This is a genomic window from Mesorhizobium sp. CO1-1-7 (assembly GCF_020164885.1).
GTDB classification, from domain to species: Bacteria; Pseudomonadota; Alphaproteobacteria; order Rhizobiales; family Rhizobiaceae; genus Mesorhizobium; species Mesorhizobium australicum.
The window spans coordinates 83,599-99,835 of the sequence record NZ_JAIUHA010000014.1; the positions used below are offsets into that span (position 1 = coordinate 83,599).

Sequence of the window (16,237 nt, forward strand, 5' to 3'; positions counted from 1 at the left end):
TGCTCCAACAAAGAGTTGGATCAGGATGACGATTCAGCCAAACGTCATCCCGACCCAATACCGCCGACGGATGAAAAGAGCCAATGGCGACCACGGAACTGGAACAGCCGGACAATGACGGTTTGAGTGCACGCGCCACACGGTCGCTCAAGGCGGTGCCGCGCATCTGGAACCGGTTCTGGCGCCTGGTTTCGCTTTACATGCCCAAGCGCCTCTATGCGCGCTCGCTGATCATCGTCATCGCGCCGATGATCCTTTTGCAGTCGGTTGTCGCCTTCGATTTCATGGAGCGCCACTGGGCAACCGTGACGCAACGCCTGTCGCAGGCCACCGTGCGCGACATCGCCGCCATCATCGACATGATCGAGACTTATCCGCACGACGCCGACTACGCCAACATCATCCGCATCGCGCAGGATCGCATGCAGCTGAAGGTCGATCTGCTGCCGCCCGATCCGCTGCCGCCGCCCGGTCCAAAACCGTTCTTCTCTATCCTCGACGATGTTCTCTCCGCCGAGATCACTCGGCAGATCAACCGCCCCTTCTGGATCGACACTGTCGGCAATTCCAACATCATCGAAGTGCGCGTCCAGCTCGAGAACAAGGTGCTGCGCGTCTTCGTGCGCCGCAGCCAGGCCTATGCCTCCAACACCCACATTTTCCTGATCTGGATGGTCGGCACCTCGCTGGTGCTCCTGATGATCGCCATCCCCTTCCTGCGCAACCAGATCCGGCCGATCCTGGCGCTTGCCGAGGCCGCCGAAAGCTTCGGCAAGGGCCGGCCGATGCCGCGCGATTTCCGCCCGCGCGGGGCCGAAGAGGTGCGCCGCGCCGGCTTTGCCTTCATCCAGATGCGCGAGCGCATCGAGCGCCAGATCGAGCAGCGCACGGCCATGCTGACCGGTGTCAGTCATGATCTCAGGACCATCCTTACTCGCTTCAAGCTGCAGCTGGCGTTGGCCGGCGGCAAGGCCGAGACCAAGGCGGCGCTCGACCAGGACATCGAGGACATGCAGTCGATGCTGGAAGGCTATCTCGCCTTTGCCAAGGGCGAGGCCTCGGAGGACCCGGGACGTTTCGATCTGGAAGCCTATTTCCAGAAGCTTGGCGAAGAAGCGAACTTGCGCAAATGCAGACTGTCGACGACGCTTTCCGGCGATCCGACCGTGCATGTCAGGCCGAACGCCTTCGCGCGGCTGCTGTCCAACGTCATCGGCAATGCCTTCCGCTATGCCCGCACCGTTGAGGTCACCGCCGACCACGGCCGCGGCTCGCTTCTCGTCACCGTCGACGATAATGGGCCAGGCATTCCGGCCGACAGGCGCGAAGACGTGTTCAAGCCCTTCGTGCGGCTCGACGAAGCCCGTAACCTCGACGCCAGCGGCACCGGGCTCGGTCTGTCGATCGCCCGCGACATCGCCCGCAGCCACGGCGGCGACATCACGCTCGACGACAGCCCGATGGGTGGCCTGCGCGCGGTGATCAAGGTTCCGGCCTGATCTCTATTTGGCATGATCTTGCCTGAAAGCCGCTTTCGACCTTTCGGGATCACGGTCTGCTTCATCCGCCCGTCATGAAACCATGGTCAAGAGCGCGCATGAAGCGCGCGACCGCACTTGATTCGTCCTTGCCGCCTCACTTCGACCCCGTACCCGTCAGGGTGCGCTGGAGCGAAGCGAGGGCGGCCGCATGGTCGCCGTTCCGGCATCGTTTCAAGGCAACCGCCGACCTCCGGAGCAAAGGGCCGCCATGCGCATAGTGATGGTCACCGACGCCTGGCGCCCGCAGGTCAACGGCGTCGTCCACACGCTGGAGCGGCTCACCGAGACCCTGAAATCCTTCGACGTCGCGGTCGAGTTCCTGACCCCGAACATCTTTCGCACCCTGCCCCTGCCGACCTACCCCGACATCCGCCTGGCGCTGACCACGCCCGGCCATGTCGCGCGCCTGATCGACGGCTACAAGGCCGACCACATTCACATCGTCACCGAGGGACCGCTGGGTATCATGGCGCGGCGCCATTGCCGCAATGCCGGCCGGCCGTTCACCACCAGCTACCACACCCGCTTTCCCGAATATCTCAGCGCCCGCCTGCCGGTGCCGGAGAGCTGGGCCTATCGCTGGCTGCGCGATTTCCACAATTCGGGCCAAGGCACGCTGGTCGCCACCCAGTCGCTCGCCGACGATCTCACGGCGCGCGGCTTCAACAAGCTGAGGCCCTGGACGCGTGGCGTCGACACCGAGCATTTCCGGCCCGACAAGCGCAAGGACCTCGGCTTCCCCAGCCCGGTCTTCCTATGTGTCGGCCGCGTCGCCATCGAAAAGAACCTGTCGGCCTTCCTCGACCTAGACCTGCCCGGCAGCAAGGTGATCGTCGGTGAAGGGCCCGAGCTTGCCAAGCTGAAGGCGAAATATCCGAAGGCGCATTTCCTCGGCCATCGCCCCAATGACGAACTGGCCGAAATCTACGCCTCCGCCGACGTCTTCGTCTTTCCCAGCCGCACCGACACTTTCGGTAACGTCATCATCGAGGCGCTGGCCAGCGGCACGCCGGTCGCCGCCTACCCGGTGACCGGGCCGATCGACATCGTTGGTGATGGTGTCGGCGGTGCTGTTTCCACCGATTTGCGCGAGGCCGCGCTGGCCGCGCTCGACGTCAGCCGCGACCAGGCCCGCGAGCGCGCCATGCGCTACAGTTGGAAGGCCTGCGCGGAAATGTTTCTCGACGCGGTCGGGGAAGCACTGGGAACGACGCGCAAGCTGGCGGCCTGATCCGACAGGCCGGCGGGGACGCCAAGGAACGAGGCGGTATTCTGTTTGACCTCGGAAAGCCTAGAACAGCCTGCCGCCATCCGGCACCTTGCGTTCGATAGCGCCCAACACCACGGCGCCCTCTTCATCGGGAAAGCCGAGCGTCAGCACTTCCGACATGAACGGGCCGATCTGGCGCGGCGGGAAATTGACCACCGCGAACACCTGGCGGCCGATCAAGGTCTCGGGCGTATAATATTTGGTGATCTGCGCCGAGGACTTCTTCACTCCGATCTCGGTTCCGAAATCGATCTTCAGCTTGAAGGCCGGCTTGCGCGCCTCCGGAAACGGTTCGGCCTCGACGATCGTGCCGGCACGGATGTCGACACGATCGAAATCGGCGAAGCTGATTTCAGGCTTGCGCTCGTTGTTTGAACCCATGTCGAACGCTTCTGCTCAGGCGTTGCCGAAGGTCTCGAACAGCACGCCGGCCAGCGCGTCCTTGGCCGAGGTTCCCGACCAGACGACGAACTGGAAAGCCTGGAAATAGCATTCGCAGGCTTCCAGCGCCGAGGACAAAAGCACCTCGACCTGCTGGCTCGAGGGTTCGACCCCGCCAGCGAGCAGCAGCGACTGGCGGAACATGATCGCGCCTTCCTGCTCCCAGAGGTCGAAATGGCCGAACAGCATCTGTTCGTTGATCAGCGACAACAGCCGCATAACTTCCAGCGTGCGGGTTTCCGGCACCTTGATGTCGAAGGCGCAGGCAAGGTGCAGCGCCTCGAAATCCTCCATCCACGAGAAGGAGACGTGATAGTCGGTCCAGCTGCCGGCAACCGAGATCGAGATTTCGTCATCGCCGGCCCGTTCGAAGGACCAGTCATTGTTGTGGGCCACCTGCTCAATCACATCCACCGGATGGATTTCGCGGGAAAATTCGAGTTCGAGAAGTTCCATGGAATGCTTCCTGTGTTCAGGGGGAGCGCCACACGCTCCGCGGGGCACACACGACGAACAATCTTGTCTAGAACTCGGACGGCCGGGACTTATCAACGCAAAGACCCCAGACCGAACCCCACCGCCCGGTTGCATGACCCTGCTCCGAATCATGCAACAAATTCAGTCTATTGATCGGGAGTCGCGTGAACAGCCCAATTTTTCGCACTGCGTCATTCGCATGTGGAAAGGTGCCTGTCACAAAGAGTCACGCAATGCCGGTAAGCGATTCACGGCAAAGCGATTTTCAGGCTGGTGCTTTGTGGAAAAGTTTAACGAATTATTTTTTCGGCTTGGGCTTCGCCGGCGCCGCAGGTGTGGCCTGACCGGTCAGCTCGGCGATCCTGGCCTCGAGCGTCGCGATGCGCGAGGCGAGCCTGCCGTTTTCTTCCCTCGCCTTGGCGGCCATCTCGCGCGCGGCCTCGAACTCCTCGCGCTGCACGACATCCATGGAGTTGAGGATGCGTTCCGCCTGGCCCTTGAAGGCCGTCTCCACCTCACGCCGCACACCTTGAGCGGCACCGGCCGCATCGGTCATCAGCTTGGCGAATTCATCGAGAATGCGGTTCGGTCCGGTCGACATGGCAAATCCTCGCTTGCTTGATTTGAATTAGTGACGTGGCGCCAGGAATGCAAGAACGTTGGGACCCGATGCGGCCTCCGCGCTGCTATGGCGCACGGCCCGCATGATGGGCGCGGGTCCTGCAGGAGCCTCTCGAACGGCTCCGAAGCTGTACTTGATGGTGGCAAGTCGCCTATTGTAACGCCCTCGTCTCCCTTCACGCACGTTTCAATCAGGATAACCAATGGCAACGCCCCCGCGCAGACCGACAAATCCGATGGAAGCCGCCGAAGCTGTTTTCAAGCCGGTCAAGAAACCGGCAGCGGCCCCGCCTCGCGAACCCTCCACCGCACCGAATGTCCGCGAGCTGGTCTCGATCAGGATCGACCGGGCCGTGCTCGATCATTTCCAGGAAGATGGTCCCGGCTGGCAGGACAGGATCAACGACGCCTTGCGCGAAGTGGTGGCCGCCAAGCCCAGGGGGTAAGCACGGCCACCCCGGCGACGGAGCTGGAAGCGAATCTGTTCCCGGACCCGAATCTGTTCCCGGACCATTGACCCCCGTGACCTTGCCTTGACCCTGCCAAAACCCTGCCGCATGGTCCGCGCCGATCGCAACCGAGAGCTCCCCGTTGAACGAATATTTCCTGCTGCCGTTGGCTTCGCTGCCTTTTCCCAATATCAATCCGATCCTCGTCCAGATCGGGCCGCTGGCGGTGCACTGGTACGGCATCGGTTACATCGTCGGCATCCTGTTTGCCTGGTGGTATGCCAAGCGGCTCGCCGCCAATCCTAAACTCTGGCCCGACGGCGTCTTGCCGATGAAGCCTGAGGACCTCGACGATTTCATCGTCTGGGCGGCCATTGGCGTGGTTCTGGGCGGCCGCACCGGCTATGTCCTGTTCTACGACCTGGCGCGCTACATCGCCCATCCGCTCGACATCTTCGCTGTCTGGCAAGGCGGCATGTCCTTCCATGGCGGCCTGCTCGGCGTCATCCTCGCCATGACGCTGTTTTCCATGAAGCGCGGCATCCGCACCTGGTCGCTGTTCGATGTCGTGGCAGCTGGCGTGCCGGTCGGTCTCGGTCTCGTGCGCGTCGCCAACTTCATTAATTCCGAGCTCTGGGGGCGGCCCACCGATGTGCCCTGGGCGATCGAATTCCCCAACGGCGGTCCGTTCACCCGCCATCCGAGCCAGCTCTACGAGGCCTTGCTCGAAGGGCTGGTGCTGTTTGTCGTGCTGCGCGTCCTTACCCATTCGCGCCTCAAGCTGAAGACACCGCGCTTTGTCGGCGGCGCCTTCATCTGCGGCTACGGCCTGTCACGAATTTTCGTGGAGTTCTTTCGCGAGCCCGACCAGCAGCTCGGCTATCTCCTCGGCACCAACTGGCTGACCATGGGCATGATCCTGTCGACGCCGATGGTGCTGGCCGGCATCTGGGCGATGGCGACGGCCAAGCCGGTGACGCAAGCGCAGCCGCAGGCGACATGACGCGGCTGAAGGCTCGTATCGTCGATCTGATCGAGGCGGTCGGTCCGATGCCCATCAACGAATACATGGCGCTGTGCCTGTTCGATCCGCGCGATGGTTATTACACCACACGCGAGCCGTTCGGCGCGGCCGGCGACTTCATCACCGCGCCGGAGATCAGCCAGATGTTCGGCGAACTCGTCGCCGTTTGGCTTTACCAGGCTTGGGCAGCGATCGGCCGGCCGATGCCGGTCACCGTCGCAGAGATCGGCCCCGGCCGTGGCACGCTGATGAAAGACATGCTGCGCACCTTGTCGCGGCTCGATCCGGCCTTGGCCAACGGCGCCGCCTTCGCCATGATCGAGACCAGTCCGCGCTTGGCCGAGATCCAGAAGCAGACGCTTGGAGCGACACCCTTCGCGATAGACTGGCATGAAGCGATCGAGACCCTGCCCCATCAACCGCTGTTGATCGTCGGCAACGAATTGTTCGATGCGGTGCCTATCCGCCAGTTCGTCCGTGCCGGCGCCGAGTGGCGCGAGCGCATGGTCGGCCTGGACGACGCCGACAATCTTTGCTTCTTCGCCGGCGCCGGCTCGGTCGACCCGATGCTGCTGCCCAGGGATGCGGCCGACGCGCCGCAAGGCGCGATCGTCGAAATCGCGCCCGCCCGCACCGCCTTGATGGCGGCGATCGCCGAGCGCATGGCGGCTCATGGCGGCGCCGGGCTATTCCTCGACTACGGCCATCTGCGGCCCGGCGTCGGCGACACGCTGCAGGCCTTGCGCCGGCACAATCACGAAGATGTGCTGGCCAATCCCGGCGAAGCAGACCTTACGTCCCATGTCGATTTCGCCGCTCTTGCAGCGATCGTGCGCGCGCATGGTCTCGATGCCCATCTGTCGACGCAGGGCAATTTCCTGCTCGGCATGGGCATTCTTGAGCGCGCCGGCCTGCTGGGCGCCGATGCCGGCCAGGCGGCACGCGACAACATATCGGATGCCGTCGAACGGCTCGCCGGGCCGCAAGCGATGGGCGAACTCTTCAAGGTCCTCGCCGTCGTTCCACGCGACGTCTCCGTCAGGCCATTCACCACGGCGGATTGACTTTTCGTTGCTACCCCTCCCAATCTCCCGTCCGGTAAAAGAGCCGCCGGACTGCCGGCCGCTTTTCCTTGACGAAACCGCCCACACGGACAACAACGCCCGCATGCTCAATCAGACCAAACCGGATCCCATTCGGTCGCCGCTGCTGGACAAGGCACAGGCACAAGGCATCCGCCACGGCTATTTCACCCGCATCGGCGGCGTCTCCACGGGCATCTACCAGGGCCTCAACATCGGCACCGGGTCGGATGACGACCAGGCACTGGTGACCGAGAACCGCGCCCGTGTCGCCGCCTGGATGGGCGTGCCCGCAAATCATCTGCTGACCGCCTGGCAGGTCCATTCGCCCGACGTCATCGTCGCCAGGGAACCCTTTGCCCGCGAACGGCCAAAGGCCGACGCCATCGTCACCGATCGGCCGGGCATCGCCATCGGGGCCTCGACCGCCGATTGCGGCCCGGTTCTGTTCGCGGATCCCGGCGCGCGCATCATCGGCGCGGCGCATGCCGGCTGGAAAGGCGCTTTGTCAGGCGTGCTCGAAAACACCATTGCCGCCATGGAGAGCCTCGGCGCCCGGCGCGAAAACATCGTCGCCGTGCTTGGCCCTTCAATCGGCCCTGCAAATTATGAGGTCGGGCCCGAATTCGTCGCCCGCTTCGTCGAGGCCGACAGCGAAAATGCCCGGTATTTCGTGCCTTCGGCCCATGCCGGCCATTCGATGTTCGACCTCAACCGCTACACGATCGACCGGCTGACCAAGGCTGGTGTGACGGCCGATGGCCTTGGCCGCTGCACCTATGCCGAGGAAGATCTGTTTTACTCCTACCGGCGCACCACGCACCGCAGGGAGCCCGATTATGGCCGGCAGGTTTCGGCAATCGTTTTGGAGAAGGTATAATGGCGCTGCATTTTGAACGATCCGAATTCGACGCGCGGCGCGACCGGTTGATGATAGAGATGGCCGAGAAAAAGCTCGACGCCATCCTGCTGTTCGCCCAGGAAAGCATGTACTGGCTCACCGGCTACGACACGTTCGGCTTCTGCTTCTTCCAGTGCCTGGTGGTCAAGGCCGACGGCTCGATGGTGCTGCTGACCCGCTCGGCCGATCTGCGCCAGGCGCGCCAAACCTCGATCATCGACAACATCGTGCTGTGGACCGACCGCGACGGCGCCAATCCCGCGGTCGACCTGCGCAACCTGCTTAACGAACTCGACCTGCTCGGCGCCCGCATCGGCGTCGAATACGACACCCACGGCCTGACCGCCTACAATAGCCGCCGCCTGGACGAGCAGTTGCAGACCTTCGGCCAGATCGCCGACGCCTCCGGCATCGTCGGGCGGCTGCGCCTGTTCAAGAGCCCGGCCGAGGTCGCCAAGGCCGAAAAGGCAGCCAATCTCTCCGACGACGCGCTGGACGCGGCCCTGCCGCTGATCAAGCAGGGCGGCGACGAGGCGCTGATCCTGGCCGCCATGCAGGGCGCGATCTTCGCCGGCGGCGGCGACTATCCGGCCAACGAGTTCATCATCGGCTCCGGCGTCGATGCGCTGCTGTGCCGCTACAAGGCCGGACGCCGCAAGCTCACCAAGAACGACCAGTTGACGCTCGAATGGGCCGGCGTCTTCCATCACTACCATGCGCCGATGATGCGCACGGTGCTGACCGGCAAGGTCTCCAAGCGCCATCAGGAGCTGTTCGACGCCGCACGCGCGGCACTTCTGGCCGTCGAAAAGGCGATGACGCCGGGCAACAGCTTCGGCGATGTGTTCGACGCCCATGCCCGCACCATGGAAGCGCACGGGCTGACCAAGCACCGGCTGAACGCCTGCGGCTATTCGGTCGGCGCCCGCTTCACGCCGTCCTGGATGGACATGCCGATGTTCTACCAGGGCAATCCCGAGCCGATCGCGCCGAACATGACGCTGTTTGCCCACATGATCATCATGGACTCCGAGACCGAGACGGCGATGACGCTTGGCCGCACCTACCTGACCACCGAATCCCAGCCGAAGCCGCTGTCCCGCCATGATCTCGACTTGATCGTGCAGTGAATCCATAATGGGAGGCGTTCTTCGCCAAGGAGTTAGAAGGCAAATGAGACGATCGCATGTGACGACCGTGTCATTGCTTGTGGCATTGGCTTTGACCGCCTGCACCAACGCAAAGGACGTCCTCGAACCTTCCGCCATCACCCCGCCGGCGGCCTCGGCGCAGCCCGCACCGGCCACGCAAGGCAGCGCTGCCGCCACCGTTCCCGCCCCGGCGCCATCCACGGCCGCGACGGCCACCACGACGGCGGGCGCGCCCGCGCCCATCACTTCGGCCCAGGCCGCCGCCATCCTGGCGAAGACCCGGCTGCAGATCGCGCCGATCGTCGGCGCTTCGGTGGAAGCCGCAACGCCGCTGACGGCGGAACTGCAGACACGCGCCAGGCAGCGCGGCATCACGCTGGCCGGCAGCCAGGACCAGACCGCGACCCATGTGCTCAAGGGCTACTTCTCGGCGATGACGGAGGGCAAGGACACCACGGTCATCTATGTCTGGGATGTCTACGACCCCTCTGGCAACCGGCTGCACCGTATCAACGGCCAGATGAAGGCGCCTTCCACCGGTTCCCGCGACAGCGCGGGCGCCGACAGCTGGAAGTCGGTCTCGCCAGCCACCATGCAGGCGATCGCCGACCAGACCATCGACCAGTTTGCGGCCTTTCTCAGCGGCAAGGCGAGCTGAGGTGTTGCCAGCCGGTGATGCCGAACAGCTTTCTTAGGCTTAGCCGGCGGATTCACGATCTCGGCGCTTGCAATAGCCGCGCGGGCCGCTAAAAGCCCGGTTAAAAGGTGCAGGAGAGTCCGCCAGGCTTCTCCGTCCTCCACCAGGAACGGTGCATGAAACTCTTCGCGGGCAATTCCAACAGGGTGCTGGCCGAAGCGGTCGCCCGCTATCTCAACGTCCCGCTGGGCAAGGCCAGTGTCAGGCGCTTCGCCGACCAGGAAATCTTCGTCGAGATCCAGGAAAACGTGCGCGGCGAGGATGTCTTCATCCTGCAGTCGACCTCGTTTCCGACCAACGATCACCTGATGGAACTGCTCATCATGATCGACGCCTTCATGCGCTCGTCGGCCAAGCGCATCACGGCGGTTATTCCCTATTTCGGCTATGCCAGGCAGGATCGCCGGGCTTCCGGGCGCACGCCGATCTCTGCCAAGCTGGTCGCCAACATGATCACCCGTGCAGGTGTCGACCGGGTTTTGACGCTGGATCTCCATGCCGGCCAGATCCAGGGCTTTTTCGACATCCCCACCGACAATCTGTTCTCGGTGCCGGTGATGGCCCGTGACGTCAAGGCGAAGTACAAGCAACTCGGCAATGTCGTCGTCGTGTCGCCCGATATTGGCGGCGTGGTGCGTGCGCGTGCGCTTGCCAAGCGTTTCGACGCGCAACTTGCCATCGTCGATAAGCGCCGTGAGCGTCCCGGCGAATCGGAAGTCATGAACATCATCGGCGCGGTCGCCGGCAAGGATTGCCTTTTGATCGACGACATCGTCGATTCCGGCGGCACGCTGTGCAATGCCGCCGACGCACTGCTAGCCAACGGCGCCACCAGCGTCACCGCCTATATCACCCACGGCGTGCTGTCGGGCGGCGCGGTCGCTCGCATCAGCGGCTCGAAGCTGCAGGAACTGGTGATCACCGATTCCATCCAGCCGACGCAAGGCGTGCTCGACGCGCCCAACATCCGCGTCATCTCGATCGCCGACCTGATGGGCGAAGCCATTTCGCGCACAGCGACCGAGGAATCGGTCTCGAGCCTGTTCGACTGAAAACCAGTTATCCCCGCGGCCCAAGTTACCCCTGCGGCCCAAGTTATTCCTGCGGCAAGGCCGATGGCGTCGGCGCCTCCAACCGGGCCGGGACTCGCCGCATGCCTTCGCCGGCGTCACGTGCACCGCGCATATAGCCGCGCGGCGAGGAGCCGAGCATGCGCTTGAACATGGTGATGAAGGCCGGCACGCTGTCATATCCGAGATCGAGCGCCACCCGCGTGATCGGCTCGCCATCGGCGAGCCTCGGCAGCGCCGCGAACAGGCAGGCCTGCTGGCGCCATGTCGACAGCGACAGGCCGGTCTGCCGCTGGAAGGCCCGCGTGAAGGTGCGCCGGCTCATGCCGACGGTATCGGCCCATTCATCGATCGTCGCGTGCGGTGAGGGTGCGGCGACGAAACGCCGGCAGAGCGCCGCCAGTTTGGGATCCGACGGGAACGGCAGGCCGAGCGGCCGCTCCGGCAATTGCGGGATCTCATGCAGCAGCAGGTTCATGATCAGGCCACCGCGCCCTTCCAGTTCGCCGCCTTGCGGCAGCTTCTCGGATTCCACGATAAGACTGTGCATCAGGTCGGTGACGCCGACGACGCGCATGCCCTCCGGCAGGCCCGGGATCGCCTGCGGCATGACATAGACCGAGCGCATCGAGACGTCGCCGAGCATCTCGACGGAATGTTCGATGCCGGCCGGAATCCACATCGCATGGTCCGGCGGCACCATCCAGCGCCCATGCCGCGTCGTCACCAGCACGACGCCGACCAGCGCATGCAGCAACTGGCTGCGGCTGTGGTGGTGGTGCGGCACGTGGTAGCCATCCGGATATTCGGTCGGCAGCACCACCGCCGGCCCGACCGCCTGCTCGAGCCACTGCCAGCGCAGCCCGTGCAATTGCTCGAGGTCGGTGTGTCCGGCGCCGAAAATTTCCCTGGTTTTTGGCATTCGGTATGGCCCACTTGCGAAACTATTGGACCAAACCACGAAAGAAGTCGCCTGGCAACCGGACTATAAGGCTGCCTGCGGGAAGCGCCCGCCACGTCGCCTGCGGGAACAACCCCGCCAAAAAGACTACGGAGCCTATCTTGACCGATACGACAGCCACCGGCGTCGCGCCGCCTGCGACCGCCAGTCACGCGTCAGCCCAGGCGACGGCCTTCACCGTCATCCTGGCAGTGAGCCTCTGCCATTCCATCAACGACATCATGCAGTCGCTGCTATCGGCCATCTATCCGCTTCTGAAAGACAATTACGGCCTGGACTTCTGGCAGATCGGGCTGTTGACCTTCACCTTCCAGGTAACGGCATCCCTGCTGCAGCCGATCATCGGCGCGGTCACCGACAAGCGGCCTATGCCCTACTCGCTGCCCTGGGGCATGGCATCCTCGCTGATCGGCCTGATCGTGCTGGCCTATGCCGGGCACTACTACCTGCTGCTGATCGGCGCCTCGCTGATCGGCATCGGTTCGGCGATCTTCCATCCGGAATCCTCGCGCATTGCCCGCTTCGCTTCCGGAGGCCGGTTTGGCCTGGCGCAGTCGCTGTTCCAGGTCGGCGGCAATTTCGGCCAGTCCATGGGTCCCTTGCTGGCCGCCTTCATCGTCGTGCCCTTCGGCCAGACCAGCATCGCCTGGTTCGCCGTCGGTTCGCTGATCGGCATCGTCATCCTGTGGCAGGTCGGCGGCTGGTACAGCCGCCTGCGCGCCGCGCAAGGTAATCGCAAGGCGGCAAGCTTCGTGTCGCCCTTCCCGCGCCGCAAGGTGATGTGGGCCCTGGCGGTGCTGACCTTGCTGGTGCTGACCAAGAACGCCTATATCGCCAGCCTGGCCAGCTACTACACCTTCTATTCCATCCACAAGTTCGGCGTTTCGGTGCAGATGTCGCAGGTCATGCTGTTCCTCTTCCTCGGCTCTTCGGCGCTGGGCATCCTGCTCGGCGGTCCCTTCGGCGATCGCTATGGACAAAAGGCGATGATCTGGTTCTCGATCGTCGGTGTCCTGCCCTTCACCCTGGCGCTGCCCTACGCCAACATGGAATGGACGATGGTGCTGACCGTGCTGATCGGCCTCATCCTGTCGTCGGCCTTCTCCAACATCGTCGTCTTCGCGCAGGAGTTGGTGCCGGGCCGCGTCGGCACGATCGCCGGCATCTTCTTCGGCTTCGCCTTCGGCGTCGGCGGCATCGCGGCCGCGGTGCTTGGCGTCGTCGCCGACATGAAGGGCATCGACTTCGTCTTCCAGATCTGCTCCTACCTGCCGTTCCTGGGGCTGCTGACGGTGTTCCTGCCCAACATGAAGGAAGCCCGGAAGGCGCAAGCGGCCGCTTGAATCATCTGTGTCCAGGCAAAAGGCACCCGCCATATGGCGGATGCCTTTTGCCATTCCGGAAGGAGGGCTTCAGGCCTTGAAGAAGGCCAGCAGGTCGGCGTTGATGATGTCGGCGTGGGTCGTGGCCATGCCGTGCGGAAAGCCCTTGTAGACCTTGAGCTCGCCCTTCTTGAGCAGCTTGATGCTCAGCAGCGCCGAGTCGGCGATCGGCACGATCTGGTCGTCGTCGCCATGCATGACCAGCACCGGCACGTCGATCTTCTGGAGGTCTTCGGTGAAGTCGGTCTCCGAGAAGGCCTTGATGCAGTCGTAATGCGCCTTGGCGCCGCCCATCATGCCCTGGCGGTACCAGTTGTCGATAATGCCCTGCGAGACCACGGCGCCCGGACGGTTGAACCCGTAGAACGGGCCAGCGGGAACATCCAGATATAGCTGCGCGCGGTTGGCGGCGACGCCGGAGCGGAAGCCGTCGAAGACCTCGATCGGCAGGCCGCCGGGATTGGCTGGGGTCTTGAGCATGATCGGCGGTACCGCGCCGAGCAACGCTGCCTTGGCGACACGGCCGCCCGCTCCATACTGGGAGACATAGCGCGCCACCTCGCCGCCACCCGTCGAATGGCCGACATGGATGGCGTCCTTGAGGTCGAGATGCGCGACAAGTTCAGCCACATCGGCGGCATAGGTGTCCATCTCGTTGCCGATATCCGTCTGCGTCGAACGGCCGTGGCCGCGGCGGTCGTGGGCGATGACCCGGTAGCCTTGGCCAAGGAAGAACAGCATCTGTGCATCCCAGTCGTCGCTGCTCAGCGGCCAGCCGTGATGGAACACGATGGGCTGACCGGTTCCCCAGTCCTTGTAATAGATCTGCGTGCCGTCCTTGGTGGTGATCGTGCCGCTGCCTGAGCCTGGTTTGGTCTGCGAAGTCATATCAATCTCCGTTTTATTTCTGTCGCGATAAACAATATCGCGATATCAATATCGCTAACCCAGCTCGAGGTTCTTGTCCATGGAAATATGTATCGCGATATCTTTTCCCGTGGTACATAATGCGTGCGCTTAATCGGCAAAGGAATCCACCGTGCCTCTCCCGCTGGACAATCAGCTCTGCTTCACGCTCTACGCCACCAGCATGGCGATCAATCGCACCTACAAGCCGATGTTGGACGAGATGGGGATCACCTATCCGCAATATCTCGTGCTCAACGCGCTGGGAGAGGCCGACGGCATGTCTGTCGGCACGATCGCGCACAGGCTCGCTCTGGAATCGAGCACGGTCACGCCGCTGGTGAAGCGGATGGAGCAGGCCGGCCTGGTTACCCGCCAGCGCAGCCAGACCGACGAGCGCCAGGTACAGGTCGACCTGACACCGGCCGGCCGCAAGCTGCTCGTCCAGTGCAACTGCCTGAACGCGACCCTGGTCGAACGCTCGGGCATGACGCTGGCCGAACTCGACACGCTGAACCGGCAGGTCCAGGCGTTGCGCGACGCGTTGAGCGGCGACCGGTAGCAACGGCCTTCCCACCCGCCGCTTGCACGCCTGCCCGCCTTCCGCTATAGAGCCGCCACCCGCGTAGACACCCTTGGAGGCAACGCGGCGGAAGGCTGCCTTCCCCTTGTGATCCCGAACAAAGATCCGCTCGCTGCGGTTTCCGGCTTTCGGACATCGAGGTCTGGCGGCTTTCGACGTTTACGGCCTGGTACATTGCCAACCGTAGGCGCTCCATAACACGCGAAAGGAAAGCCATGAGCCACGATACTTACGAGCTCAAGGCCGAAGCGCGCGAACAGGTCGGTAAGGGGTCCGCCCGTGCAGTTCGCCGCAACGGTAAAGTGCCTGCAGTAATCTATGGTGACAGACAGCCTCCCCTGGCGATCGCGCTCACCTACAAGGACATCTACTACAAGATCCACGGCGGCGGGTTCCTGACCACGATCGCCACGATCGATGTCGACGGCAAGAAGATCCAGGTCCTGCCGAAGGACTTCCAGCTCGACCCGGTCAAGGATTTCCCTGTCCATGTCGACTTCCTGCGCATCGGCAAGGACACCGAAGTCAACGTCGATGTTCCCGTGCACTTCATCAATGAAGACAAGTCACCCGGCATCAAGCGGGGCGGCGTGCTCAACATCGTGCGTCACGAAGTCGAGTTCCACTGCCCGGCCAATGCGATCCCGGAATTCATCACCGTCGATCTCACCGGCGCCGACATTGGCGATTCGATCCACATCTCGTCGGTTAAGCTGCCGGCCGGCGTCAAGCCGGTCATCTCCGACCGCGACTTCACCATCGCGACCGTTGCCGGTTCGTCGGCGATGAAGCCGGAGACCGAAGAGACAGCTGAGGCCGCGGCTCCCGAAGCGGCTCCCGCCGCCGAAGAGAAGTAACTCTTTTCGCGCCCGGAGGCGACGATGCCAGAAAAGACAGCGCTTGTCTTTGCCGGCCTCGGCAATCCGGGCGCGAAATACGCTGAAAACCGGCACAATGTCGGCTTCATGGCGGCGGACGCTATCGCCCGCCGCCATTCCTTTTCACCCTGGTCGAAGAAGTTCCAGGGCCTGATTTCCGAGGGCACGCTCGGCGGCGAAAAGATCATCCTGATCAAGCCGCAGACCTTCATGAACCTGTCCGGCCAGTCGGTCGGCGAAGCGCTGCGTTTCTACAAGCTCGACCTTTCCGCCCTCACCGTCTTCTATGACGAGATCGACCTTGCCGAAGGCAAGCTGCGCATCAAGACCGGCGGCGGCGCCGGCGGCCACAACGGCATCCGCTCGATCGACGGCCATGTCGGCAATGCGTACCGCCGTGTGCGCATCGGCGTCGGCCATCCCGGCGTCAAGGAAATGGTCCAGCATCATGTGCTCGGTGATTTCGCCAAGGCCGACCGCGACTGGCTCGACCCGCTGCTCGACGCGATCGCCGACAATGCGGCGATGATCGTCAAGGGCGACGAATCCGGTTTCATGAACAAGGTCGCCCTCGCCGTCCAGGGCAAGACTGGCGCCGAACCGGAAAACCCGGCGCGGAAGCAGTCGAGCCCGAAACAGCAAAGTCATGTCCGCCAGGCCCGCCCTCAGCAGCCGGTCGCCAAGCTGCCGGAAAGCGGCCCCATGGCCGCCATGCTGAAGAAACTCTTCGGCAACAAGGACTGAGGCGTAGGCGCATGCGGCGTCACGGGACTTGACGTTCCCAACCCCTATCGCCCATAGCC

Annotated in this window: 18 protein-coding genes; 13 read left to right on the plus strand and 5 right to left on the minus strand. The window is 63.5% G+C overall.

Annotated elements, in window-relative coordinates; translation table 11 throughout:
• Window positions 1-83 precede the first annotated feature (83 nt).
• Both LB516_RS26810 and LB516_RS26815 read left to right on the plus strand, forming a co-directional pair.
• Entirely contained in the window at window positions 84-1,499 is a 1,416-nt protein-coding gene (locus LB516_RS26810; protein ID WP_140617703.1) for an ATP-binding protein, read from the plus strand.
• A 250-nt stretch (window positions 1,500-1,749) separates the two neighbouring features.
• A complete protein-coding gene (locus tag LB516_RS26815) occupies window positions 1,750-2,772 on the plus strand; it encodes a glycosyltransferase family 4 protein (protein ID WP_015316100.1) in 1,023 nt (340 codons plus the stop codon).
• 60 nt (window positions 2,773-2,832) lie between these two features.
• Here LB516_RS26815 and LB516_RS26820 read toward each other — a convergent pair whose 3' ends face one another.
• The 3 genes from LB516_RS26820 to LB516_RS26830 form a co-directional block, all read right to left on the minus strand.
• On the minus strand, window positions 2,833-3,192 hold the full coding sequence (locus LB516_RS26820) for a tRNA-binding protein (RefSeq protein WP_140664836.1): 360 nt from the start codon (window positions 3,190-3,192) through the stop codon (window positions 2,833-2,835).
• Window positions 3,193-3,207: 15 nt separating this feature from the next.
• Entirely contained in the window at window positions 3,208-3,708 is a 501-nt protein-coding gene (locus LB516_RS26825) for a YbjN domain-containing protein (protein WP_027143347.1), read from the minus strand.
• 319 nt (window positions 3,709-4,027) lie between these two features.
• A complete protein-coding gene (locus LB516_RS26830) occupies window positions 4,028-4,330 on the minus strand; it encodes an accessory factor UbiK family protein (protein ID WP_140713644.1) in 303 nt (100 codons plus the stop codon).
• A gap of 223 nt (window positions 4,331-4,553) precedes the next feature.
• On the opposite strand from LB516_RS26830, the gene LB516_RS26835 reads away from it, so the two are divergent.
• The 7 genes from LB516_RS26835 (at window position 4,554) to LB516_RS26865 (ending at window position 10,706) form a co-directional block, all read left to right on the plus strand.
• Window positions 4,554-4,796, plus strand: a complete 243-nt coding sequence (locus LB516_RS26835) for a BrnA antitoxin family protein (RefSeq protein ID WP_140617702.1) — start codon at window positions 4,554-4,556, stop codon at window positions 4,794-4,796.
• A 145-nt stretch (window positions 4,797-4,941) separates the two neighbouring features.
• Window positions 4,942-5,802 (plus strand): prolipoprotein diacylglyceryl transferase, encoded by an 861-nt coding sequence (lgt, locus tag LB516_RS26840; protein WP_140713642.1) that lies wholly within the window; start codon window positions 4,942-4,944, stop codon window positions 5,800-5,802.
• Window positions 5,799-6,887, plus strand: coding sequence for a class I SAM-dependent methyltransferase (locus LB516_RS26845; RefSeq protein ID WP_140713640.1), 1,089 nt, complete (start codon window positions 5,799-5,801; stop codon window positions 6,885-6,887). The genes lgt and LB516_RS26845 overlap by 4 nt, the downstream gene beginning before the upstream one ends.
• Before the next feature lie 103 nt (window positions 6,888-6,990).
• Window positions 6,991-7,785 carry a peptidoglycan editing factor PgeF gene (gene pgeF, locus LB516_RS26850; RefSeq protein ID WP_224720673.1) on the plus strand — a complete coding sequence of 265 codons (795 nt, stop codon included), beginning with the start codon at window positions 6,991-6,993 and terminating at the stop codon, window positions 7,783-7,785.
• Window positions 7,785-8,936: a M24 family metallopeptidase gene (locus LB516_RS26855; RefSeq protein WP_224720674.1), complete on the plus strand. Its 1,152-nt coding sequence runs from the start codon at window positions 7,785-7,787 to the stop codon at window positions 8,934-8,936. The genes pgeF and LB516_RS26855 overlap by 1 nt, the downstream gene beginning before the upstream one ends.
• Before the next feature lie 43 nt (window positions 8,937-8,979).
• Window positions 8,980-9,615, plus strand: coding sequence for a hypothetical protein (locus LB516_RS26860; RefSeq protein WP_015316091.1), 636 nt, complete (start codon window positions 8,980-8,982; stop codon window positions 9,613-9,615).
• A 155-nt stretch (window positions 9,616-9,770) separates the two neighbouring features.
• On the plus strand, window positions 9,771-10,706 hold the full coding sequence (locus LB516_RS26865; protein WP_015316090.1) for a ribose-phosphate pyrophosphokinase: 936 nt from the start codon (window positions 9,771-9,773) through the stop codon (window positions 10,704-10,706).
• 43 nt (window positions 10,707-10,749) lie between these two features.
• Here the strand turns inward: LB516_RS26865 and LB516_RS26870 are convergent, their stop codons facing one another.
• Window positions 10,750-11,646, minus strand: coding sequence for an AraC family transcriptional regulator (locus tag LB516_RS26870; protein ID WP_224720675.1), 897 nt, complete (start codon window positions 11,644-11,646; stop codon window positions 10,750-10,752).
• Window positions 11,647-11,786: 140 nt separating this feature from the next.
• Between LB516_RS26870 and LB516_RS26875 the strand changes: the two genes are divergently transcribed.
• On the plus strand, window positions 11,787-13,028 hold the full coding sequence (locus tag LB516_RS26875) for an MFS transporter (protein WP_224683710.1): 1,242 nt from the start codon (window positions 11,787-11,789) through the stop codon (window positions 13,026-13,028).
• 69 nt (window positions 13,029-13,097) lie between these two features.
• On the opposite strand, the gene LB516_RS26880 is transcribed toward LB516_RS26875, so the two are convergent.
• Window positions 13,098-13,955 carry an alpha/beta fold hydrolase gene (locus LB516_RS26880; protein ID WP_224720676.1) on the minus strand — a complete coding sequence of 286 codons (858 nt, stop codon included), beginning with the start codon at window positions 13,953-13,955 and terminating at the stop codon, window positions 13,098-13,100.
• A 151-nt stretch (window positions 13,956-14,106) separates the two neighbouring features.
• Between LB516_RS26880 and LB516_RS26885 the strand changes: the two genes are divergently transcribed.
• From LB516_RS26885 to pth, 3 genes are all read left to right on the plus strand, one after another.
• Window positions 14,107-14,535, plus strand: a complete 429-nt coding sequence (locus LB516_RS26885; protein WP_140617695.1) for a MarR family winged helix-turn-helix transcriptional regulator — start codon at window positions 14,107-14,109, stop codon at window positions 14,533-14,535.
• A 236-nt stretch (window positions 14,536-14,771) separates the two neighbouring features.
• A complete protein-coding gene (locus tag LB516_RS26890; protein WP_015316085.1) occupies window positions 14,772-15,413 on the plus strand; it encodes a 50S ribosomal protein L25/general stress protein Ctc in 642 nt (213 codons plus the stop codon).
• Between the two features lie 24 nt (window positions 15,414-15,437).
• Entirely contained in the window at window positions 15,438-16,178 is a 741-nt protein-coding gene (gene pth / locus LB516_RS26895) for an aminoacyl-tRNA hydrolase (RefSeq protein ID WP_224720677.1), read from the plus strand.
• Window positions 16,179-16,237 lie beyond the last annotated feature (59 nt).

Bases quoted from the DNA above. Each gene is read 5' to 3' on its own strand.
- LB516_RS26865 (WP_015316090.1), top strand. From the start codon at position 9,771: ATGAAACTCTTCGCGGGCAATTCCAACAGGGTGCTGGCCGAAGCGGTC.
- LB516_RS26835 (WP_140617702.1), top strand. From the start codon at position 4,554: ATGGCAACGCCCCCGCGCAGACCGACAAATCCGATGGAAGCCGCCGAA.
- LB516_RS26815 (WP_015316100.1), top strand. From the start codon at position 1,750: ATGCGCATAGTGATGGTCACCGACGCCTGGCGCCCGCAGGTCAACGGC.
- LB516_RS26870 (WP_224720675.1), bottom strand. From the start codon at position 11,646: ATGCCAAAAACCAGGGAAATTTTCGGCGCCGGACACACCGACCTCGAG.
- LB516_RS26830 (WP_140713644.1), bottom strand. From the start codon at position 4,330: ATGTCGACCGGACCGAACCGCATTCTCGATGAATTCGCCAAGCTGATG.
- LB516_RS26810 (WP_140617703.1), top strand. From the start codon at position 84: ATGGCGACCACGGAACTGGAACAGCCGGACAATGACGGTTTGAGTGCA.
- LB516_RS26855 (WP_224720674.1), top strand. From the start codon at position 7,785: ATGGCGCTGCATTTTGAACGATCCGAATTCGACGCGCGGCGCGACCGG.
- LB516_RS26860 (WP_015316091.1), top strand. From the start codon at position 8,980: ATGAGACGATCGCATGTGACGACCGTGTCATTGCTTGTGGCATTGGCT.
- LB516_RS26890 (WP_015316085.1), top strand. From the start codon at position 14,772: ATGAGCCACGATACTTACGAGCTCAAGGCCGAAGCGCGCGAACAGGTC.
- LB516_RS26820 (WP_140664836.1), bottom strand. From the start codon at position 3,192: ATGGGTTCAAACAACGAGCGCAAGCCTGAAATCAGCTTCGCCGATTTC.
- LB516_RS26845 (WP_140713640.1), top strand. From the start codon at position 5,799: ATGACGCGGCTGAAGGCTCGTATCGTCGATCTGATCGAGGCGGTCGGT.
- LB516_RS26880 (WP_224720676.1), bottom strand. From the start codon at position 13,955: ATGACTTCGCAGACCAAACCAGGCTCAGGCAGCGGCACGATCACCACC.
- LB516_RS26825 (WP_027143347.1), bottom strand. From the start codon at position 3,708: ATGGAACTTCTCGAACTCGAATTTTCCCGCGAAATCCATCCGGTGGAT.
- pth (WP_224720677.1), top strand. From the start codon at position 15,438: ATGCCAGAAAAGACAGCGCTTGTCTTTGCCGGCCTCGGCAATCCGGGC.
- pgeF (WP_224720673.1), top strand. From the start codon at position 6,991: ATGCTCAATCAGACCAAACCGGATCCCATTCGGTCGCCGCTGCTGGAC.